Annotated in this window: 16 protein-coding genes; 8 read left to right on the top strand and 8 right to left on the bottom strand. The window is 69.9% G+C overall.

All coding sequences use genetic code 11. The features are described from left to right. Positions 1-75 precede the first annotated feature (75 nt). The 3 genes from U8D42_RS20220 (at position 76) to U8D42_RS20210 (ending at position 3515) form a co-directional block, all read left to right on the top strand. Complete coding sequence (locus tag U8D42_RS20220; RefSeq protein ID WP_322858459.1) at positions 76-1785, top strand: acyl-CoA dehydrogenase family protein; 1710 nt, start codon at positions 76-78, stop codon at positions 1783-1785. A gap of 93 nt (positions 1786-1878) precedes the next feature. Beyond that, positions 1879-2577: a TetR/AcrR family transcriptional regulator gene (locus tag U8D42_RS20215; RefSeq protein WP_322858460.1), complete on the top strand. Its 699-nt coding sequence runs from the start codon at positions 1879-1881 to the stop codon at positions 2575-2577. Next, positions 2574-3515 carry a R2-like ligand-binding oxidase gene (locus U8D42_RS20210; RefSeq protein WP_085243536.1) on the top strand — a complete coding sequence of 314 codons (942 nt, stop codon included), beginning with the start codon at positions 2574-2576 and terminating at the stop codon, positions 3513-3515. The genes U8D42_RS20215 and U8D42_RS20210 overlap by 4 nt, the downstream gene beginning before the upstream one ends. 145 nt (positions 3516-3660) lie before the next feature. On the opposite strand, the gene U8D42_RS20205 is transcribed toward U8D42_RS20210, so the two are convergent. Then, entirely contained in the window at positions 3661-5037 is a 1377-nt protein-coding gene (locus tag U8D42_RS20205) for an NADP-dependent succinic semialdehyde dehydrogenase (protein WP_322858461.1), read from the bottom strand. Positions 5038-5116: 79 nt separating this feature from the next. On the opposite strand from U8D42_RS20205, the gene U8D42_RS20200 reads away from it, so the two are divergent. Together U8D42_RS20200 and U8D42_RS20195 are read left to right on the top strand one after the other, a co-directional pair. Continuing rightward, complete coding sequence (locus U8D42_RS20200; RefSeq protein ID WP_322858462.1) at positions 5117-6763, top strand: acetolactate synthase large subunit; 1647 nt, start codon at positions 5117-5119, stop codon at positions 6761-6763. A 280-nt stretch (positions 6764-7043) separates the two neighbouring features. Beyond that, complete coding sequence (locus U8D42_RS20195; RefSeq protein WP_322858463.1) at positions 7044-8414, top strand: HNH endonuclease signature motif containing protein; 1371 nt, start codon at positions 7044-7046, stop codon at positions 8412-8414. Position 8415: 1 nt separating this feature from the next. On the opposite strand, the gene U8D42_RS20190 is transcribed toward U8D42_RS20195, so the two are convergent. From U8D42_RS20190 to U8D42_RS20170, 5 genes are all read right to left on the bottom strand, one after another. After that, positions 8416-9861, bottom strand: a complete 1446-nt coding sequence (locus U8D42_RS20190; protein WP_322858464.1) for a lipase maturation factor family protein — start codon at positions 9859-9861, stop codon at positions 8416-8418. Positions 9862-10043: 182 nt separating this feature from the next. Then, the gene (locus tag U8D42_RS20185) at positions 10044-10841 is read right to left on the bottom strand and encodes an LmeA family phospholipid-binding protein (RefSeq protein WP_322858465.1); all 798 of its coding nucleotides are present in this window, start codon (positions 10839-10841) and stop codon (positions 10044-10046) included. Positions 10842-11107: 266 nt separating this feature from the next. Then, positions 11108-15292 carry an alpha-(1->3)-arabinofuranosyltransferase gene (locus U8D42_RS20180; protein WP_322858466.1) on the bottom strand — a complete coding sequence of 1395 codons (4185 nt, stop codon included), beginning with the start codon at positions 15290-15292 and terminating at the stop codon, positions 11108-11110. Positions 15293-15389: 97 nt separating this feature from the next. Next, the gene (locus U8D42_RS20175) at positions 15390-15563 is read right to left on the bottom strand and encodes a DUF2613 domain-containing protein (protein WP_065443914.1); all 174 of its coding nucleotides are present in this window, start codon (positions 15561-15563) and stop codon (positions 15390-15392) included. Between the two features lie 84 nt (positions 15564-15647). Next, the gene (locus U8D42_RS20170; RefSeq protein ID WP_085242589.1) at positions 15648-15845 is read right to left on the bottom strand and encodes a DUF2613 domain-containing protein; all 198 of its coding nucleotides are present in this window, start codon (positions 15843-15845) and stop codon (positions 15648-15650) included. 135 nt (positions 15846-15980) lie between these two features. Between U8D42_RS20170 and U8D42_RS20165 the strand changes: the two genes are divergently transcribed. From U8D42_RS20165 to U8D42_RS20155, 3 genes are all read left to right on the top strand, one after another. Further along, the gene (locus U8D42_RS20165; RefSeq protein ID WP_085242588.1) at positions 15981-17120 is read left to right on the top strand and encodes a glycoside hydrolase family 3 N-terminal domain-containing protein; all 1140 of its coding nucleotides are present in this window, start codon (positions 15981-15983) and stop codon (positions 17118-17120) included. Between the two features lie 67 nt (positions 17121-17187). Then, the gene (locus tag U8D42_RS20160) at positions 17188-17841 is read left to right on the top strand and encodes a TetR/AcrR family transcriptional regulator (RefSeq protein ID WP_085242587.1); all 654 of its coding nucleotides are present in this window, start codon (positions 17188-17190) and stop codon (positions 17839-17841) included. Positions 17842-17857: 16 nt separating this feature from the next. Further along, positions 17858-19108, top strand: a complete 1251-nt coding sequence (locus U8D42_RS20155) for a chloride channel protein (RefSeq protein WP_322858467.1) — start codon at positions 17858-17860, stop codon at positions 19106-19108. A gap of 6 nt (positions 19109-19114) precedes the next feature. Here U8D42_RS20155 and U8D42_RS20150 read toward each other — a convergent pair whose 3' ends face one another. Continuing rightward, the gene (locus tag U8D42_RS20150) at positions 19115-19957 is read right to left on the bottom strand and encodes a MaoC/PaaZ C-terminal domain-containing protein (RefSeq protein WP_322858468.1); all 843 of its coding nucleotides are present in this window, start codon (positions 19955-19957) and stop codon (positions 19115-19117) included. 18 nt (positions 19958-19975) lie between these two features. Beyond that, complete coding sequence (locus U8D42_RS20145) at positions 19976-21340, bottom strand: 3-oxoacyl-ACP reductase (protein ID WP_090419963.1); 1365 nt, start codon at positions 21338-21340, stop codon at positions 19976-19978. Positions 21341-21455: the final 115 nt, after the last annotated feature.

Raw genomic sequence — 21455 nt, 5'->3', positions numbered from 1 at the left:
GCCGATTTATTCCGGCGCGCCCGAGGTTGCAGTACCGTCACCCTCGTCCGAACCGGAACCCGCGGGAGTCGCGTCATGTTGCTCAATCCCAACCACCTGCAACGTCAATACCCAGACCGGCGCTCGGCGGAGATCATGGCCGCGACGGTGGACTTCTTCGAATCGCGGGGCAAGGCGCGGTTGAAGTCCGACGACCACGAACGGGTGTGGTACTCCGAGTTTTTGGACCACATCGGACGCGAGCGCATCTTCGCGTCGCTGCTGACACCGTCGGAGTACGGTGCGAGCGATTGCCGCTGGGACACCTACCGGATCAGCGAGTTCGCCGAGATCGTGGGCTTCTACGGGCTGAGCTACTGGTACCCCTTCCAGGTCACCGCGCTGGGCCTGGGCCCGATCTGGATGAGCGGCAACTCCGACGCCAAGCGCAAGGCCGCCGCGCAACTGGAGGCCGGGGAGGTGTTCGCCTTCGGGCTGTCCGAGCAGACCCACGGCGCCGACGTCTACCAGACCGACATGATCCTGACGCCGTCCGACGGGGCTGGTCTCGGGGGCTGGACCGCGAGCGGCGAGAAGTACTACATCGGCAACGCCAACGTGGCGCGGATGGTGTCGACCTTCGGCAAGATCGCCGGCACCGACGAGTACGTGTTCTTCGCCGCCGACTCCCAGCACGATCGGTACGACCTGATCAAGAACGTGGTGAACTCGCAGAATTACGTGGCCAACTACGCGCTGCGCGACTACCCGGTCAGCGAGGCCGACATCCTGCACCGCGGCCCCGAGGCGTTCCACGCCGCCCTCAACACCGTCAACGTCTGCAAGTACAACCTGGGCTGGGGCGCCGTCGGCATGTGCACACACGCCATGTACGAGGCGGTCACCCACGCCTCCAACCGCGTCCTCTACGGCACCGTCGTCACCGACTTCACCCACGTCCGGCGGCTGCTCACCGACGCCTACCTGCGGCTGGTCGCGATGCGGCTGGTGACCACCCGCGCCTGCGACTACATGCGCAGCGCATCGGCCGACGACCGGCGTTACCTGCTGTACAGCCCGCTCACGAAGGGGAAGGTCACCAGCGAGGGGGAGCGGGTCGTCATCGCGCTCTGGGACGTCATCGCCGCGAAGGGCGTCAAGAAGGACACCTTCTTCGAGGCCGTCACCCGCGAGATCGGTTTGTTGCCAAGGCTGGAAGGCACGGTGCACATCAACATCGGGCTGCTCGGCAAGTTCATGCCCAACTTCCTGTTCGCCCCCACCAGCGAGCTGCCGATCATCGGCCGCCGCGACGATGCGTCGGACGACACCTTCCTGTTCGCGCAGGGTCCGACCGGCGGGCTGGGCAAGGTGCGCTTCCACGACTGGCGCGCGATGTTCGACGGGTACGCGCACCTGCCCAACGTCGCGTTGCTGCGCAAGCAGATCGACGTGCTCGCCGACATGTTGGCCAGCGCGACCCCCGACGCCGCGCAGCAGAAGGACGTCGACTTCGCGTTCGCCGTGGGCCAGTTGTTCGCGACGGTGCCCTACGCGCAGCTCATCCTCGAGGAGGCCGCGCTGTCGGACGTGGACGAGACGCTGATCGACGGGATCTTCGCCGTGCTGGTCCGCGACTTCAACGGCTACGCGGTGGAGCTGAGCGACAAGCCCGCGACGACGGACGACCAGGCCCGGTTCGCGACGCGGATGATCCGCCGCCCGGCCCACGACCCCTCGCGGTACGCCCAGATCTGGAAGGAGCACATCCTTCCGCTCAACGGCGCGTACGAGATGCGGCCCTAGGCAGGCCTGCGCGGGCCGTGCCCGCCGGCCCCTTGACTGTGATGCAGATCACCGTAATATGACCAGTGGTCATCGATTGCTAGGAGGCCGCATTTGCCAACGGTGACTTGGGCCCGGGTCGACCCCGGTCGTCGCGCCGCCATCATCGACGCCGCCGAACAGGAATTCGGGGCGCACGGGTTCTCCCGCGGCAGCCTCAACGTCATCGCGCGCCGGGCCGGCGTCGCCAAAGGCAGCCTGTTCCAATACTTTGCGGACAAACGCGACCTGTACGCCTTCATCGCCGACATCGGCAGCCAGCGGGTGCGCGCCTACATGGAAGACCGCATCCGCGAGCTGGACCCGAGCCGGCCGTTCTTCGACTTCCTCACCGACTGGCTCGATGCGTGGGTGGCCTACTTCGCCGACCACCCGCACGAACGCGCGCTGCACGCGGCGGCGACGCTCGAGGTCGACACCGAGGCCCGCGTCAGTGTGCAGAACGTCATTCACCGCCACTACCTCGAGGTGATGCGGCCGCTCGTGCGCGACGCGAAGGCGCGCGGCGACCTGCGCGCCGATTCCGACACCGATGCGCTGTTGTCGTTGCTGCTCTTGATCTTTCCGCACCTGGCACTCGCGCCGTACATGCGCGGTCTGGATCCCGTTCTCGGGCTCGACGAACACACACCGGAGCAGCCGGCGCTCGCCGTGCGCCGGCTCGTCGCGGTGCTGGCGGCCGCCTTCGCGGCGCCTACGCACGCCCAGCCGCCCGTGCACTCAGCCCCACAACGATCCGAGGAGGTCACATGACACGCACACATTCGGGCTCGATGGTTCGAGGGGGCCTCAACTGGGACAGCCTGCCGCTGCGGCTGTTCGCCGGCGGCAACGCGAAATTCTGGGATCCGGCCGACATCGACTTCTCCCGCGATCGCGCCGACTGGGAGACCTTGACCGACGACGAACGCGACTACGCCATCCGGCTGTGCGCGGAGTTCATCGCCGGCGAGGAAGCCGTGACCGAGGACATTCAGCCGTTCATGTCCGCGATGCGGGCCGAGGGCCGGCTCGGCGACGAGATGTACCTGACGCAATTCGCATTCGAGGAGGCCAAGCACGTCCAGGTGTTCCGCATGTGGCTCGACGCGGTCGGGGTAACCGACGACCTGCACCGCTACCTCGACGCCATCCCCACCTACCGGACGATCTTCTACGAGGAATTGCCGGACTGCCTCAACGCGCTGTCGGTGGACCCGTCGCCGGCCGCCCAGGTGCGGGCGTCGGTCACCTACAACCACATGGTCGAGGGCATGCTGGCGCTCACCGGTTACTTCGGTTGGCACAAGATCTGCGTGGAGCGCGGCATCCTGCCCGGCATGCAGGAACTGGTCCGGCGCATCGGCGACGACGAGCGGCGCCACATGGCGTGGGGGACGTTCACCTGCCGCCGCCACGTCGCCGCCGACGACGCCAACTGGGGCGTCTTCGAGACCCGGATGAACGAGCTGATGCCGCTGGGGCTGCGCCTCATCGAGGAGGGCTTCACCCTGTATGACCCGATGCCGTTCGGCCTGTCGGTGGACGAGTTCATGCAGTACGCGTCCGACAAGGGCATGCGGCGCTTCGGCACCATCTCCAGCGCCCGCGGGCGGCCGGTCGCCGAGATCGACCTCGACTACTCGCCGCTGCACTTGGAGGACACCTTCGCCGACGAAGACGAGAGGGCCCTGGCCGCCGCGTCGGCCTGACGCGACTACTCGACCTTGCTGCCGCCGGCCGCGTCCCCGGTGTCGGTCTCACCCCCGTTGGTGGCGACCCGTCCCCCGCAAGCGGGTGGGGGTACCCCCTGGGGGCGTGCCCCAGCGCCCGGCTACGCCGCGCTTGCGATCGCCACTACCCGACCCAGACGGTCTTGGCGTTGCAGAACTCGCGGATCCCGTGGCCCGCGAGCTCGCGGCCGTAGCCGGAGCGCTTGACGCCGCCGAAGCCCAACTCCGGGTAGGACACCGTCATCCCGTTGATGAAGACCTGGCCGGCCTCGATGTCGTCGATGAAGCGCTGCTGTTCGGCCTCGTCCCGCGTCCAGGCGTTGGAGCCCAGCCCGAACGTGGTGGCGTTGGCGATCTCGATGGCCTCGTCGATGCTCTCGGCCCGGTACATCGACGCGACCGGGCCGAACACCTCCTCGGTGTAGAGCGCCATGTCCTTGGTGATGTCGGTGATCACCGTCGGCGGGTAGAACCAGCCCGGCCCGTCGAGCGGCTTGCCGCCGGTGCGCAGTGTCGCGCCCGCCGCGACGGCGTCGTCGACCTGCTTGGCGATGTCGTCGCGACCGGACTCGGTGGCCAGCGGGCCCACGTCGGTGTCGGGGTCGGTGGGGTCGCCGACCTTGAGCGCCGCCATCCGCTCCACGAACTTGTCGACGAACGCGTCGTAGATGTCGGTGTGGACGATGAAGCGCTTGGCGGCGATGCAGGACTGCCCGTTGTTCTGCACCCGCGCGGTGACCGCGGTCTTGACGGCCTCGTCCAGGTCCGCCGACGGCATCACGATGAACGGGTCGCTGCCGCCGAGCTCGAGCACGGTGGGTTTGATCTCGTCGCCGGCGATGGCGGCGACCGACTGCCCGGCCGGCTCGCTGCCGGTCAGGGTCGCCGCGGCGACGCGGGGGTCGCGCAGGATGCGCTCGACCGCGCTGGACGAGACGAGCAGCGTCTGGAAGCAGCCCTCCGGGAAGCCGCCGCGCGCGATGACGTCGGCGAGGTAGAGCGCGGTCTGCGGCACGTTGGAGGCGTGCTTGAGGATGCCGACGTTGCCGGCCATCAGCGCCGGCGCGGCGAACCGGACGGCCTGCCAGAGCGGGAAGTTCCATGGCATCACGGCCAGGACCACGCCGAGGGGCTGGTAGCGGATATATGCCTTGGACGCGCCGACCTTGGCCGCGTCGGCCGGCTCGTCGGCCAGCAGCTTTTCGGCGTTCTCGGCGTAGTAGCGAAAGCCCTTGGCGCACTTGAGTACTTCGGCCTTGGCCGACTTCAGCGTCTTGCCCATCTCGCACGTCATCATCGCGGCGACGTCGTCGGCCTCTTTCTCCAACAGGTCGGCGGTCGCGTTTGCCCACTGCGCGCGCTGGGCAAAGGTGGTGTTATGGCGGTAGTCCTGGAACCGGGCGTACGCGCGGGCGATGGCCGCGTCGACTTCTTCGTCGGTTGCCGGGGTGAAGGTTTTTACTGTCTCGCCGGTGGCCGGGTTGATGGTCGCGATGGGCACGCTGACATCCTTCGCTTCGGGGTTGGTGAAAGGTCCAACATCCAGCCTGCCACTATCGTTCCCTCAAGGGAGGTGCCGGATGAGTAAAGCCGCCGAGCTGATGGTCAAGTGCCTGGAAAACGAGGGTGTTTCCGTGGTCTTCGGCCTGCCGGGAGAGGAGAACATCCGGTTCGTGCAGGCGCTGGCCGCCTCGAGCATCCGCTATGTGCTGACCCGGCACGAGCAGGGCGCGGCCTTCATGGCCGAGATGTACGGGCGGGTGACCGGGCGGGCGGCGGTGGTGTCGAGCACCCTGGGGCCGGGCGCGATCAACATGCAACTCGGCGTGGCCGACGCCACCACCAACAGCACCCCGCTGGTCGCGATCTCCGCGCAGGTGGGTCACGACCGGGAGTTCAAGGAGTCACACCAGTACGTCGACCTGGTGTCGATGTTCGCGCCCATCACCCGGTGGGCCGCCGGCGTCCCCACCGCGCGGGCCATCCCGGAGATGTTCCGCAAGGCGTTCAAGGTCGCCGAGACCGAACGCCCGGCCGCGGTCTATCTCGCGGTGCCCGAGCACATCGACGCCGACGAGACCGACTACGACCTGACACCGTTGCCGCGCAACGTCGTTCGCCCGGATGCGCCCGCGCCCGGCCAGGTGGAGCGTGCGGTCGACATCCTGCGCAAGGCCAAGCGGCCGGTGGTGCTGGCCGGGCACGGCGCCGCCCGCGGCAACGCCACGGCGGCGCTGGTCCGGTTCTCGGAGCAGTTCGGCATCCCGGTGGCCAACACCTTCCACGGCAAGGGCGTGATGCCCGACGACCATCCCAACAGCATCGGAACCATCGGCTTCATGCGCCACGACTACGTGAACTTCGGCTTCGACAACGCCGACGTGGTGATCGCCGTCGGCTACGAGTTGCAGGAGTTCGACCCCGTCCGGATCAACCCGCAGGCCGACAAGAAGATCATCCACATCCACCGGTTCCCGGCCGAGGTCGACGCGCACTATTCGGTGGACGTCGGGATCATCGGCGACATCAGCGCCTCGCTGGACGCGTTGACCGTCGGGCTGGACGGCCACGCCTACGAGGCCGATCCGGAGGTTCCCGGCCACGGCCTGCTCGAAGAGGAATTCTCGCGCGGGGAACAGGATTCGCGCTACCCGCTGGCCCCGGCACGGGTGGTCGCCGACACGCGCGCGGCGCTGGGGCGCAGCGACGTGGTCCTGGTCGACACCGGCGCGACCAAGATGTGGATGGCGCGGCTCTACCCGACGTATGAGTGCAACACCTGCCTGGTGTCGAACGGGTTGTCCACCATGGGTTTTGCCCTACCCGGCGCGCTCGGTGTGAAGCTGGCGCGGCCCGACACGAAGGTGCTGGCCGTCGTCGGCGATGGCGCGTTCCTGATGAACTCGCAGGAGATCGAGACCGCCGTCCGCGAGCGGATACCGCTGGTGGTGCTGATCTGGGAGGACGGCGGTTACGGGCTGATCGAGTGGAAGATGGACCTCGAGCTCGGCGCGCACTACTACGTGAAGTTCGGCAACCCCGACGTGGTGAAGTACGCGGAAAGCTTCGGCGCCAAGGGATATCGGATCAACAGCGCCGAGGAACTGTTACCCACACTGCGTGCCGCGCTCGACGACGACGGCGTCTCGGTGATCGCCTGCCCGGTCGACTACTCGGAGAATTTGCGGTTGACCGACCGGCTCGGCGAGCTGGACGAGACGCTGTAATTCACGGACACATCCAGGCCAAGGGCGGGCAGACGCCGGTGTTCGGCGGCAGCCGCAACCCCGGCGGCTGTCCCTGGATCTCTGGCTGCAGATATGTGAGGTGTAGCAGCCCGGAGGTGAAGAGGGGCTTAGGTCCTTATAATCACGCAGGCCAGCGTCGTGTGGTCACGCGTCCTCGGGGCGGCCCCGAGAGGGGCCAGATTTCGGACGCTTTTGCCGAGTGTGCATCTATGGCGATTTCGGACCGCTTTTTGTCGGTGGGGGTGGCTAGTTTGGGAGCATGAGTTCGGGTGGTGATGCCGAGGCCGTCGCGGTGTTCGACGACCTCGATGCCGTCTTGGCTCGCGCTCGCGCGTTACCGGTCGACGCGATGAACGTCCAGCAACAGCTGGCGGTGCTGGAGCGCTGCGAGAAGGCGCGCCGCCAACTGCCGGCCATCGAACATCCGGTCATCAATTCCCTTTCCCGCCAGGCCACGCCAGAAGAGCTCGGCGGCAAGCTGTCCCACGCGATCGCCGAGGCCACGCTGATCAGCCGCGCCGAAGCCTCCCGGCGGGTCAAAGAAGCCAGTGATCTGGGCCCGCGGCACGGGTTGACCGGCGAACCGTTGGCGCCGATCCTGCCGGCCACCGCCGCCGCCCAACGCGCCGGGACACTGGGCACCGGCCAGGTCGCCGTGATCCGCCGGTTCTTTCACCACCTGCCCGGCTGGGTGGACGTCGCCACCCGCCAAGCCGTCGAGGCCGACCTGGCCGCCCACGGAACGCAGTACCGCCCCGAACAACTGGCCGAACTCGCCGACCACGTCGCCGACTGCCTCAACCCCGACGGCACCTACACCGACGACGACCGCGCCCGGCGCCGCGGCCTCACACTGGGCAAGCAAGGCCCCGATGGCATGTCCGAGCTACGCGGCCTGCTCACCCCGGAGTTGCGCGCCACCATGGAGGCGGTGCTGGCCAAACTCGCCGCCCCGGGCATGTGCAACCCCCTCGACGACACGCCCTGCGCGGACGGCGCCCCCAGCCAAGAGGCCATCGACCACGACGCCCGCAGCGCCGCGCAACGCGACCACGACGGGCTGCTGGCCGGCCTGCGTGGGTTGCTGGCCTCGGGAAAACTGGGCCAGCACAACGGCTTACCGGCCTCCATCATCATCACCACCACGTTGGCTGAGCTGCAGACCGCCGCCGGCACCGGGCGCACGGGTGGCGGCACCCGGCTCCCGATCAGTGACGTGATCCGGCTGGCCCGCCACGCGCATCATTACCTGGCGGTCTTCGACAACGCCACACCGCTAGCCCTGTATCACACCAAACGCCTGGCCACCCGCGGCCAACGAATCATGCTCTACGCCAAGGACCGCGGCTGCACCGCCCCGGGCTGCACCGTGCCCGGCTACTTCTCCGAAGTCCACCACGTCACCGACTGGACCCAGTGCCGACGCACCGACATCGACAACCTCACCTTCGCCTGCGGACCCCACCACCGCATGCTCAAACCCGACGGCTGGACCACCCGCAAAAACACCAAAGGTGACACCGAATGGATCCCCCCACCCCACCAAGACAACGGCCAACCCCGCACCAACACCTACCACCACCCCGAGAAACTCCTCCGCCACGACGACGATGACGACGACGCGGCCTAGCTCAGCCGCGCTGTGACGTCGCCGTCGGCAGCGCCATCGGTCGGACGTAGCCGCCGATCAGGGTCCGATGCCACCAGGCCCGCTCGCGCCGCAGCTCGGCGGGTGTGGTGAAGCGATACTCGTAGAGCCGTGCGCGCACATACCGCGGTGGGGCATCCGGAAACGGATTGTGCCGCAACAGGCGCAGCGTGGGCCGGTCGTTGCGCAGCAGGCGCTCCAGGAACGGGGTCAGCCAGGGCTGTGCGTAGCCGGGAGAGATGGCCGCGAACCACATCATCCAGTCCAGGCGCAGGTGATAGGGCGCCCACTGTCGCGGCAGCCGGCGCACGGCGCCCGGCTTGCCCTTGAAGTCGTATTCCCTCCACACCGTCTGCTCGGTAAGCCGCGTGTCCTCGGTGCCCTCGATCACCACCTCGTGGCGGACGCGCCCGATGCTGCCAAATGCACCGTAGGTGTTGACTAGATGAAAAGAGTTGAACGACATGTTCATTCGCTGCCGCGACGACAGCATGTTGCGCACCGGCCAGTAGCTCATGAACAGCACCGCCGCCGCGAACACGATGACCACCGCCGCGAACCACAGCGGCGTCGACGAAAACGCGCGATGGGCGGGCAAGCCCACCAACGCGGTCACTGATGAGTCGTCGATCGCGCTGCACGCCAACAGGATCGTCACCCAGTTCAGCCAGGCGAAGTTGCCCGACGCCACCAGCCACAGCTGGGTGATCACGATGATCGCCGCGGCGATGCTGGCGACCGGTTGCGGCGCGAACAACCCGAACGGAACCACCAGCTGCGAGAAGTGGTTGCCCGCCACCTCAATTCGGTGCAGCGGCTTGGGCAGGTGGTGGAAAAACCAGCTCAACGGCCCCGGCATGGGCTGCGTCTCGTGGTGATAGTACAGACACGTCAGGTCGCGCCAGCACGGGTCGCCGCGCATCTTGATCAGCCCCGCACCGAACTCGACCCGGAACAGCAGCAGCCGGGCCATCCACAGCGTGAGCAGCGGCGGCGCCACCCGGTCGTTGCCGAGGAAGATCATCAGAAAGCCGGTCTCCAGCAGCAGCGACTCCCAGCCGAACGCGTACCAGGTCTGCCCGACGTTGACGATCGAGAGGTAGAGCACCCACAGTGTCAGCCACATCAGCATCGCCGCCCAGAGCGGCACCGCGTCGGCCCCGCCTGCGACGATCGCCACCGACACCGCGGCACCGAACCACGACACCGCCGCGAACAGCCGATCGGAGTAGCGCAGGTGAAACAGGCTCGGCGCCCGCCAAAACGACTGCCGGGCAAGGAACCGGGGGACCGGCTGTATCCCGTGCTCCCCGATCAGCGCGCGGAACTGGGCCGCGGCCGCGACGAAGGCCAGCAGGTACACCACGGCGACACCGCGCTCGAGCACTAGTCTGCCGAGCCAATATTCGGGTGCGGAAAACCAGCCCATGGCCGTAACTCCTCGGACGGTGGCGGTCACTCAGACCCGCATATCCAGTCAACCAGCCGGTAAACCGGTAGCCAACACCCGAGAGTAATTTGTTACGGCGCCGGTGCGGAGCGCTTGTCACCATTGACGACGATTGAATCGGTCGCGCCGTGTCACGACCGCTGCGGCCGCGGGTATCCGCGCTAAATGTGGGCCAAACACTTGCTTGCCGGGATCGCGGCATTGCGCGCCGAAAAATGGCCGAGCACACCGTCATCGGTGACGTACACGCTGTCGGCACGGACACCCAGGGGATAGGCCTTCGTCAGCCGCGAAGTAAAGACGTCGAGCGCCGTCTGCACGCTCTCGCGGGGCAGCGGGGCGCCCATCGCGTTGATTTTCACGACTTCCAGCCCCAGCTTGCCGCCGGTACTGCGCGGCTTGAGCGTGATACTGCCCAGACCCAGCGGACCGCTGAGCCGGATCGTGTCGGCACTGGGGTCGGTCTTGATGCTGTCGATCAGGCCGCCCACAACCGGAACCGCGTCCCCCACGGTTTCCTTGATGCCATCCGACGTCCAGGCGACCGTGGCGTCCAGCGCGCCGATGGTTCCTTTCGACTTGGCGTTGCCATGCAGGTCGACGTCGTTGACGGTGATATCGGCCTTCATGCCCTTGCCGCCGCGGATCTGGTTTCCCGCGGTGTGTATGGAGATGCCGGTGTAGTGGCCGGTCAAATGCTGCCACAGGAATGGGGTGGGGCCCAAGGACACCGTGGCCGTGTCCTTCACCTCGCATTCGACCGCCGCGGCCACCGCGTCGCCGACGCGCTTGCGGACGTAGAGTTCGGCTCCGATCAGGCCTATTCCGAGTAGCGCCAGCACGATGACGAGAATCAAGGTGATCGACAGCGGGTCGCCGATGAGGCGGCGGATGAAGCGGTGTCCGGTTTTCTGTGAGGCCGGCATGACCTGCGACGGCGGCCGGGCGTACGGCGGCACGGCCGAATAGGGCTGTGCGGTTGGCGGGATAGTGAGCCGGTCGGGTGGTTCACCCGTGCCATCGGCGTAAGCCGGAGGGATCTCCGTGGTCGGCGGCTCGGCCGGGGCCGCAGGTTGGGCCGCAGAACTCGTACTGCCCGGACGCGCCCATACCGACGGCTCCTGCGGTGCCTCCTGCGGATTCGTCACTTCAACGATACTAGCTGTATCGGGTGAAAGTGGCCCCGAGTGGGCGGGCGGCACCGCGATGGTCTGGGTGCATCAGGTCAGCGTGCGTCGCGTTGTGGCCGAGCCGGCATGGTCACCACCGAAGCGGCGAGCACCGCAAGCGAAATCAGCGCCAGCAGCTGAACATTCGCGGAATGTCCCGCATAGCCGTCGACCGACCGCCAGGGATTCCGGGACAGCACGGCCCCGGCCAGGATCAGCCCGCCGGCGCTCAGCGCCATGGTCGCGCGGTCCAGGCGCCGACCCCGCAGCGCGTACCGCAGGCCCAGGGCGGCGCCGACCACGGCCACCCCGGCCGCGCCCGCGATCACCGCCCCGCAGGCCAGCACCCCGACCGCCGCCCATGCCCCCGGCTGCCACGGCCGGGCGGGCGGGTCGTCGACTCGACCGCGCCGGGTGCGCCACAGCGCGAGCAGGGCCAGCAGCGGCAGCAAGGCCAGCCCCACCGCTAACCCCGCCCGGTACGGGGCGTTGGACGGGAAGGTCAGCGTGATGGTGCCGGGGTCGCCCGGCGGCACCACCCAGCCCTGCTGCCAGCCGTTGACGGCCACCGGCGTCAGCCGGGCTCCGGCGGCGGTGCGCGCCACCCATCCGGGGTTGATGCTTTCGGGAATCACCAGCACCCGCGACGTGGTCGACGGGGGAGCCTGCACTTCCCGACGGTCCGGGCCCCACGCCCGCCAGGCCGGCACCGTGGCGGCGGCGGGCGGGGTACCGCGCTGGCCGGCCGGTGACAGGTCGACGCCGTCGACGACGAACTGCGCGCCCGGGCTGACCAGCAGCTCCTGCTGGCCCGCCGGCAGCGCGATCGGGTCGCGGTCGCAGGCCCGCGCCGCGATCGGCTCGTCGTCGAGCAGCGCGCCGACGGTGGTGCGGATCGACGTGTGCACGAACCGGCCCGCGACTGCGATCACCGGGCCGTGATCGCAGTCGACGGCGATCTCTCGCGCGCGGTCGCGGGCGGCGTCGGCCGGCGCGATCGGGTTGCCGTCGGCGCCCAGCGCCGCGAGCTCGGCCAGTCCGGGCGGCTTGAGCTGGTCGAAGCCGAGCGCGTTGCGGTCGATGACGTCGTCCCAGTCCAGCAGGCTGACGGTGACGGTGTCGGTCACCCGGGGGTTGAGCGGGATGGTCTGCGGTTCACCGGGCTTCAACGCGCGCACTTGCGGGCCGTCACCCAGGTTGACGGCCACCATCCTCGGGTGCGCGGGCAACGCCGACCGGCTGGGCACCAGCCGCAGCGCGGTGACCTCGGTGGGCCGCGGCAGGGTCAGCGTCAGCGTGGGCGCGCTCTTGTGTTGCACCACCCGTTGCGGCGCGGTCCACGCGGTGGCCGGATCGCCGTCGGTCGCCGCGTACGCCGAGCCCAGGACATCGACCAGGTCGGAGTCGCCCCGCGCCCGGGTGGTGTTCGGCTCGGCGACCATGTCGGCCAGCTTGGGGCCCTGTCGGGGCCGCACCCACACCAGCGGGGTCACCGCCACCGGGGCCGGAACGGTCAGCGTCCGGCTGAGATTCACCGGCTCTTCCGGCGCCAGAGCCATCGATGGCGCGCAGCGCACGCCGTCGGGCGTCGGCGCGCAACCCGGTCTGCCGAGCAATTCCGAACCCAGGTCCCAGCCCGCGACGGCCGAACCGGGCGGCGGCCCGGGGACCCGCACGGTGTGCCGCAGCTCGACCGGGTGGGCGAACCCGGACGCGTCGTACTGGGTGATCGACAGGTCGGTGATGCCGAATTGCACGCCGGGAGAGCCATCGTCGGTGCCCGCGGCGGTGATCCGCACCCACGGCGTCTCGCCGTAGGGCAGCGCCGCGGCGAGCGGCTTGCCGGGCTCGTCGAAGCGCAGGGTCGTGCTGCCGGTCGCCGTTTCCAGCAGGATGCGGCGCACCTGCGCGCCGACGGCGGTCGCACTGGGGGTCAGCGTGATCGCCGCGTTGGTCACCGGGTGGTCGAAATCGACCCGCAGCCACTGCCCGACGGCGGCCTGCAGGGAGTTGGACACCCACGCGGTCGCCGGGTCGCCGTCGACCGCCGCGACGGGGGAGGTCGCCGGCGCGACGTCGGGCATCGCGGTGGAATCCGACGACGAGCTCGACACGGTCACGCGTCCGCCCGTCCAGGCACCGACGACCGGGTCGGCCCCGGGGACGGGATAGTCGGGCACCCGGTTGTAGGTGTGCCGCGCGTCGCCGTCGGCCCGGATGGCCGACGAATGGTGGTCCACCCGGCCGTAGTCGGTCTCGCGCGCCACCGGGGTGTCGGTGACGGTCACCGTCGGCACCGGCAGACCGGCGCCGCGCGCGTCGGCGGTCATCAGCACCGGACCCAGCGGCGGACGGCCCTGCAGCCGGCGGCGCTCGTCGAGGCGCAGCAGGACCTCCGGTCCGCCGTCCACCCGGGGCAGCCGGTCGACGTCGGCGAAGTACGGCGCGCCCGGATCGCCGGCGGCCGCCACCCGGTAGATCTCGACGGCCGGATACCGCGGACGCAGCCCGCTGTCGGCGACGAAGCCCGCCAGGGTGCCCGGTCCCACCGGCTCGCCGAACTGCGCCACCTTCTGCAGCCCCGGAGATCCGGCGACGGCGCGGTGCACCAGCAGGGGGCGGGCCGACCGCGACGTGTCAGGGTCCAGGTCGTTGCGCACCACCACATACGAAATGCCTTGCCGCGCAAGAGTATCGGCCAGACCCGCCGAGGGCCGCCCGGAGGCGAACAGGCGCTGCACCGAATCCAGCGCCCGGATGGTCTGCGGCGGGGTCAGCGGGATGGAGTCGCGCACGCCCCACGGGCTGCCGCCGAGCACCTGCAGCGGCTCGTCATGGCTGGTGCCCCACACCTGCGTGGCGAACGGCGCGCCCGGGGCCACCAGCACCCGGCCGGGGACCGGCGTCCCGGTGTTGTGCCGGTCGAGCCAGTCGGCGGTTTCCTGCCAGTACCGGGGTATCGCGCTGAAGGTGCCGGGCGGGGTCAGCCGCCCGGTCCACGCCAGCGAGGTGCTCACCATCAGCGCCGTCAGCACGACGATCGCGACCGCCACCCGCCTGTCGCGCTCGGGGTGGGCGAACGCGCGCAGCCACGCCGAGGCGGGCCCCCGGCCGGGCAGCGGGACGCGGCCCAGTACCTGGGCCAGGCCCAGCGCGATCGGGATACGGACCACCGAGTCCAGCTTGTGCACGTTGCGCAGCGGCGCGCCGCCGGCGTCCAGGAACGCCTGCACCGCGTGCGCCACCGGCGAGCCCAGCCCGCCGCTGTAGCCGGCCGCGATCAACAGCACGCCGGCCAGCAGCATCGTCACCAGCCGGCCGCGGGCCGGCATCGCCGGACTGGCCAGCCCCGCCAGCCCCGCCGCCGCGACCAGGCAGGTGGCCAGCACGGCCGCCGAGCCGGTCACCAGCGGCGCGCCCGCGGTGGCGGTCGGCGCGACGTACGGGGTCCAGCTGTCGGTGCCGCGCAGTATCTCGGTCAGCGACGACCATTGCGTCGTCACCCCGGAGGACTCGATGAAGTCCAAGAAGGGCGGGCTGATGGCCCGCAGCAGCACCAGCGCCACCACCCACCACAGCGTCGCCAGGAACAGCGCCACCAGCCACCAGCCGGTGTAGCGCCACCACAGCCGGTTCGGCCGGTGACAGGCCCACCAGATCGCCGCGGGCAGGCAGCCGGCCACGGTGGCGATCGCGTTCACCGCGCCCATCAACGCGACGGCCACGCCGGCCCGCGCGGCGAGCGCCCGGACCGACCGGTCGGTGGACACCCGCCCCCCCGATTTCAGGGCCAGGATCGTGGGCAGCAACACCCACGGCGCCAGCATCATCGGCAGCGTCTCCGACGAGATGGAGCCCAGCGTGGTCAGCACCCGTGGCGACAGCGCGAACGCGGCGGCGCCGATCACCCGCGACGCCGGGCTGCCGATCCCCAGCGCCTCGGCGACCCGCAACAGACCCCAGAAGCCGACGGTGAGCAGCAGCGCCCACCACAGCCGTTGGGTGACCCACCCGGGCACCGAAAGCAGGTGGCCGATCGCAAAGAACGTGCCGTGCGGGAAGAGGTACCCGTAGGCCTGATTCTGCGCCTGCCCGAACGGCAGCTCGCTGTTCCACAGGTTGGTGGCCCGGGCCAGGAAGCGCAGCGGGTTGGCGGTGAGGTCGAGCTTGGTGTCGGGGGAGACCCGCCCGGGCGACTGCGCGAAGGTCAGCAGCAGGGCGATCGCACCGACCACCCACATCCACCGGCGCGAAAGGGGCGCGGCCGGCGAACACGAGACGGGCGGGCCGGCCTCCGCTATGGCCGCCGGATCCGGTGGCGGCGACCCGCTGCGCCCGCTAGCTACGGTTGCCGTACTCGACCCGGTTGAGCACTGACGACTGCGGATCGCCCCCGGGGAGTGGCGGTTTCGTGTCCTGCTGCACCATCAGGGTGATCCCGAAGATCGCCGCCGCGCCGAGCAACAGCCCGACCACCACGCTCGCGGCGGCGGGCGCAATGATCCGGTTCATCAACGGCTCCTTCAAGCATCGGGATACGTGGCGACGGCCTAGCGACAACCTAGCAGAAGCGCGTTCGCGGCCCCCGTGCCCTGGTCAGGGCAGGCAGTGCCCGTGGAAGCAGCGGTCGCCGTACTGCACCTGACCGGGGCCGAGGGGGATCGGCAGCGCCGGGCGGCCCCGCACCGGCGCCGCATGCTCGGCGACGGCCAGCGTGACGCCGACGGTCGTCGCGAAACCGACCGACAGACCGACCGCGATGCTGGCCGCGGCGGCCAGGGTGAAACCGGTCATCGCTGGCATCTTGCCCCCTAGCCCCGCTGGCACCAGCCCAGGAATGCCCCCGCGCCCGAAGAAGGAAACCCCCGACGAAGACCCCGTCGCTCCCCAGCTCCGCGGGCCCGGATAGCGCCATGAAAACATGGCCCGATGTCATTTTCGCGCACCCTGGCCGTGCTCGCGTCCGTGTCGGCGTTGCTGGCGGGCTGCGCTCACCACGCCGCGCGGCCTCCGGGCCCGTCGGCCTCGGTCAGCAAGCCGTCGGCCGCGCCCGTACCGCCGGCATGCGGTGACCTCACCAAGCTGCCGGTCGGCGACAAGCTGGCCCAGTTGTTGATGGTGGGTGTCAAGAACGCCGATGACGCCCGGTCGGTGGTCGACGGCTACCACGTCGGCGGCATCTTCATCGGCAGCTGGACGGACCTGTCGATCTTCAAGGGGCCGCTGGCCGACATCGCGGCGAAGGCCGGGCCGCTCCCGCTGGCGGTGAGCGTGGACGAGGAGGGCGGCCGGGTGTCGCGGTTGCGGTCGCTGATCGGCGCGGCACCGTCACCGCGGGAACTGGCCCAGACCCAGACCGTGGCCCAGGTCCACGACCTGGCGGCCGAGCGCGGCAAGAAGATGAAAGACCTGGGCATCACGGTCGACTTCGCCCCCGTCGTCGACGTCACCGACGCCACCAGCGGCGTGATCGGGGACCGCTCGTTCGGCGGCGACCCCAACACGGTCACCGCCTACGCCGGCGCGTACGCGCAGGGGTTGCGGGACGCCGGGCTGCTGCCGGTGCTCAAGCACTTCCCCGGCCACGGGCACGGCTCGGGCGACTCGCACACCGGCGGCGTGGTGACGCCGCCCCTGGCCGACCTGCAGAACGTCGACCTGGTGCCCTACCGCACGCTGGTGACCGCATCCCCGGTGGCGGTGATGCTGGGCCACCTGCAGGTGCCCGGCCTGACCGGCGACGAGCCGGCCAGCCTGAGCCGCGCCGCCGTGCAGCTGCTGCGGGACGGCGTCGGCTACGGCGGCCCGCCGTTCAACGGCCCGGTGTTCACCGACGACCTGTCCAGCATGGGCGCCATCTCCGACCGGTACGGCGTCGCCGAGGCGGTGCTGCGCACCCTGCAGGCCGGGACCGACGTCGCGCTGTGGGTGACCACCGACGAGGTGCCCGCCGTCCTGGACCGGCTGCAGAAGGCGGTGGCCGCCGGCGAACTGCCCGCCCAGCGGGTCGACGAGGCGCTCGGGCGGGTGGCGACGATGAAAGGCCGCAGCCCCGCCTGCGGCCACTAGAACGCCTGTGCGCGTGCGGCGCGTTGCTTACCCTGGAGTCAGATAGCGGGGCTAAGAGAGGCATGCGATGGCGGGTGGCACCAAGCGCTTACCGCGCGCTGTTCGCGAACAGCAAATGCTCGACGCCGCGGTGCAGATGTTCTCGGTCAACGGCTACCACGAGACCTCGATGGACGCCATCGCCGCCGAAGCGCAGATCTCCAAGCCGATGCTCTACCTGTACTACGGCTCCAAGGAGGACCTGTTCGGTGCCTGCCTGAACCGCGAGATGGGCCGGTTCATCGACGCGGTGCGCGCCGACATCGACTTCACGCAGAGCCCGAAAGACTTGCTGCGCAACACCATCGTGTCGTTCATGCGATACATCGACGCCAACCGGGCGTCGTGGATCGTGATGTACACCCAGGCCACCAGTTCGCAGGCGTTCGCGCACATGGTGCGCGAGGGCCGCGAGCAGATCATCGAACTGGTCGCCGGGCTGGTGCGGGCCGGCAGCCGCACCCCGCGGACCGAGCGCGAAAACGAGATGATGGCGGTGGCGCTGGTGGGTGCGGGGGAGGCGATGGCCAACCAGCTGTCCACCGGCGACATCGACGCCGACGAGGCGGCCGAGCTGATGATCAACCTGTTCTGGCACGGCCTGCGCGGCGCGCCGGAGGAGCGGGAGGCCGCCGCGACGGTGCGACCCGGCAAGGGCGGCCGCACCGCCGGCGGTCGCTAACCCCTAGATTCGTCATGTGGCTCGACCACCCGCCCGCCGCAACGTCAACTTCTTCTGCGCCGTAGTCATCGTCGGGTTGCTGGCCGGGGTCGCCGGGCTGGCGGCGACGTTCGTGCTGCGCTACGTCGAGCACCTCACCTACCACTACACCTTTGGCGCGCTGCTCGCGGGCGTCGCCGCAAGCAGCCCGGTGCGCCGTGTGGTGGGGCCGATGATCGGCGGCGCCTTGGCGGGGCTGGGCTGGTGGGCGTTGCGGCGCAGGGCCGCGGTGCCCCCGCTCGCGGAAACCATCGCCCGCCGGGAACCGATACCGCGGCTCTCCTGGAGCGTCGACGCGCTGCTGCAGGTGTTGCTGGTCGGCTCCGGCGCGTCGCTGGGCCGCGAGGGGGCGCCCCGCCAGTTCGCCGCCGCCCTGGGTGACTGGGGCACGGCGTGGCTGGGACGGTTGACGACCCGCGATCGCGAGATCCTGCTGGCGTGCGCGGCCGGCGCCGGGCTCGGCGCGGTCTACGCCGTTCCCGTGGCCGGCGCGCTGTTCTCCGCCCGGATCATGCTGAGAACCTGGCATCCGCGGGCGCTGGGCGCCGCGCTCGTCACGTCCAGCCTGGCGGTGGCCGTCTGCTCGGCCGCCACGCACGATGAGCCCATCCTGGACTGGCCCAACGCGAACCTGTCCTTCGAACTGACCGGTCAGGCGCTGATCCTGGCGCCGCTGGCGGTCGTGGTGGGGTGGGCGTTCAACAGGTTGATGGCGGCGGCGCGGCCGGCCAGGCAGATGCGGACCTGGGTGCTGGTCCCCGCGCTCGCCGGCGCCGGTCTGGTCATGGGCATCTGTTCGCACTGGTGGCCGGAGTTGCCCGGCAACGGCCGCAGCATCCTGACCGTCGGCCTGGCCAGCGGGCTGACGCTGGCCGCCGCGGCCGCGATCCTCGCCCTCAAGCCGTTGCTCACCGCACTGTTCCTTCGTGCGGGCGGTGCCGGCGGCATGCTCACGCCGTCGCTGGCCACCGGCGCGGCGGCCGGATCGCTGCTGGCGCTGACGATCAACACGGCAGCCGGGACGCATCTGCACGAGCCGACGGTCTCCCTGGCGGGCGCCGCCGGGGTGCTCGCCGTGACGCAGGGCTCACCGATCTGGGCGTCGATCTTCGTCTGGGAGCTCGCCCGCCCGCCGCTCTGGCTGCTCGCGGTCTTCCTGACCGCCGCGGTCGGTGCGCACGGCCTGAAGCTTCTGGTCAGCGGGAACGGCGCGACGCACTCGGGCTGAAGCGCCCTACAGCGCCCGGACCGTGCCGGTCAGATACGGGTAGCCCTTGGCGACGTTGCGCAGCGAGATGTCCCAGCCGTCATGGCCTTCGTCGATGTAGAGACCCGCGGTGCCGGGTAGCACCAGCGGCTTGCCGAATTTCACCGAATACTTCACCGCGTCCGGGAGTCGGGCTTCGATGTTCGCCAGTACGGCTGCGGCGCTGTACATTCCGTGCGCGATGACGGTCGGGAAGCCGAACAACCTGGCCGCGATCGGGTTGGTGTGGATGGGGTTGTGATCGCCCCCGACGACGGCGTAGCGCCGGATCAGCCCGGGGCTGACGCGCAGGACGGCGCTGGGCGGGGGCAGCTTGGGCTGCTTCTGCGGTGGCGGCTTGGGCTCGTCGGACAGGCTGGTGCGTTGCTGGTGCAGGAAGGTCGTGACCTGATGCCAGGCGGTGTCGACGCCGACGCTCACCTCGGTCACCAGGTCGACCAGCAGGCCTTTGCGGTGCTCGCGCAGATTCTCGGCGTGCACGCGCACGCCGACGGTGTCGGTGACCGCGATCGGCCGATACTGCGTGATGTGGTTCTCGACGTGCACCGAACCCATTGCGGCAAAAGGAAAATCGAACCCGGTCACCAGCGACATCAGTGCGGGGAAGGTTAACGCGAACGGGTAGGTGAGTGGCACCGCGTTGCCGTATCGCAGGCCGGTGACCGCGGCGTACTCGGCCACGTTCGTGCGGTCGATGGGCAGCTCCTCGATGTCCACCGTGCGCGTCGGCAGGTGGTTGCCGCGGGACACCACCGGCAGGGCACCCGCCGCCGCGCGCAGCATGTTCTTCAGGCCGCTTGGCTGGTTCATCGCGTTCTCCCGTCGCAGCTATGCGCCCAGCATGGCCTGGCCGCAGACGCGGATGACGTTGCCCGTCACCGCGTTTGACGCCGGGCTGGCGAAGTAGGCGATCGTCTCCGCGACATCGACGGGTTGGCCGCCCTGCAACAACGAGTTCAGCCGGCGGCCCACCTCGCGGGTGGCCAGCGGGATGGCGGCCGTCATCTGGGTCTCGATGAACCCCGGCGCGACGGCGTTGATCGTGATGCCCTTGCCGTAGAGCTCGGGCGCCAGTGCCTGGGTGAGGCCGATCATCCCGGCCTTGGTGGTGGCGTAGTTCGTCTGCCCGCGGTTGCCCGCGATGCCGGCCATCGAGGACAGCCCGATCACCCGGCCGCCCTCGCCGAGCGTGCCGTTGGCCACCAGGCCCTCGGTAAGGCGCAGCGGGGCAAGCAGATTGACGGCCAGCACGGCATCCCACCGGGCGTCATCCATGTTGGCCAGCAACTTGTCCCGGGTGATGCCGGCGTTGTTGACCAACACGTCGGCGCGCCCGCCGTGGTGCTCGCGCAGGTGCTCGGTGATCTTGTCGACGGCGTCGGGGGCGGTGACGTCGAGCCACAGCGCGGTGCCCCCGACCCCGCTGGCGGTCTCGGCCAGCGCCTCGGCGGCCGACTCGACGTCGATCGCGACGACGCGGGCGCCGTCGCGGGCGAACACCTCGGCGATCGTCGCGCCGATCCCGCGGGCCGCGCCGGTCACGATGGCGACCTTGCCGTCCAGCGGCCGCTCCCAGTCGGCCGGGGGAGTGGAATCGGCCTCACCGATGTAGAACACCTGGCCGTCGACGTAGGCGGACTTGGCCGAAAGGATGAACCGCATGGTGGATTCCAGACCCGTCGCAGCGGGTTTGGCGTCGGGCGACAGGTACACCAGCGCCACCGTGGTGCCGTTGCGCAGCTCCTTGCCCAGCGAGCGGGTGAACCCTTCCAGCGCGCGCTGCGCGATCCGCTCGTGCGGGCCGGCGGCGGCGTCGGGCGTGGTGCCGACCACGACGACGCGGGCGGAGTGGCCCAGGTTGCGCAGCAGCGGCGTGAAGAATTCGTACAACCCCCGCAGCCCCTCCGGCGTCGTGATCCCGGTGGCATCGAAGACCAGCCCGCCGAACTGGTCGGCCCAGCGGCCACCCAGGTTGTTGCCGACGAGGTCATAGTCCTTGGCCAGCGCGGCGCGCAGCGGCTCGACCACGCGGCCCTCACCGCCGATCAGCAGGGACCCGGCCAGCGGCGGGTCGCCGGGCCGATAGCGGCGCAAGGTCTCGGGTTGCGGGACGCCGAGCTGCTTGGCCAGAAACGATCCAGGACCGGAGTTGACGATCTGCGTGAACAGGTCGGACGAGACCTTGGGAGCCACCGGAGCTACCTTCCATCTGCTTCTCAGTCGGGGGTGTGTTACAGCACAACCGTATCGAGGTCGAACTTACTTCAGAGTAAGAACAGTGGGTAGTATGGCCCCAACGGGCATCCGG

Origin of the sequence: Mycobacterium europaeum (genome assembly GCF_034555895.2) — a bacterium.
GTDB lineage: Bacteria > Actinomycetota > Actinomycetes > Mycobacteriales > Mycobacteriaceae > Mycobacterium > Mycobacterium europaeum.
This window is presented reverse-complemented; position numbering and strand designations above follow the sequence as displayed.

Excerpts from the sequence above, each read along its gene's own strand:
- U8D42_RS20180 (WP_322858466.1), bottom strand. The coding sequence starts at position 15,292 with ATGTGGGTGGTCGGTGCGATCGCCCTGCTGCTGACCTTCGCGCAGTCG.
- U8D42_RS20200 (WP_322858462.1), top strand. The coding sequence starts at position 5,117 with ATGAGTAAAGCCGCCGAGCTGATGGTCAAGTGCCTGGAAAACGAGGGT.
- U8D42_RS20195 (WP_322858463.1), top strand. The coding sequence starts at position 7,044 with ATGAGTTCGGGTGGTGATGCCGAGGCCGTCGCGGTGTTCGACGACCTC.
- U8D42_RS20190 (WP_322858464.1), bottom strand. The coding sequence starts at position 9,861 with ATGGGCTGGTTTTCCGCACCCGAATATTGGCTCGGCAGACTAGTGCTC.
- U8D42_RS20220 (WP_322858459.1), top strand. The coding sequence starts at position 76 with ATGTTGCTCAATCCCAACCACCTGCAACGTCAATACCCAGACCGGCGC.
- U8D42_RS20150 (WP_322858468.1), bottom strand. The coding sequence starts at position 19,957 with ATGAACCAGCCAAGCGGCCTGAAGAACATGCTGCGCGCGGCGGCGGGT.
- U8D42_RS20175 (WP_065443914.1), bottom strand. The coding sequence starts at position 15,563 with ATGAACCGGATCATTGCGCCCGCCGCCGCGAGCGTGGTGGTCGGGCTG.
- U8D42_RS20210 (WP_085243536.1), top strand. The coding sequence starts at position 2,574 with ATGACACGCACACATTCGGGCTCGATGGTTCGAGGGGGCCTCAACTGG.
- U8D42_RS20170 (WP_085242589.1), bottom strand. The coding sequence starts at position 15,845 with ATGACCGGTTTCACCCTGGCCGCCGCGGCCAGCATCGCGGTCGGTCTG.
- U8D42_RS20165 (WP_085242588.1), top strand. The coding sequence starts at position 15,981 with ATGTCATTTTCGCGCACCCTGGCCGTGCTCGCGTCCGTGTCGGCGTTG.
- U8D42_RS20160 (WP_085242587.1), top strand. The coding sequence starts at position 17,188 with ATGGCGGGTGGCACCAAGCGCTTACCGCGCGCTGTTCGCGAACAGCAA.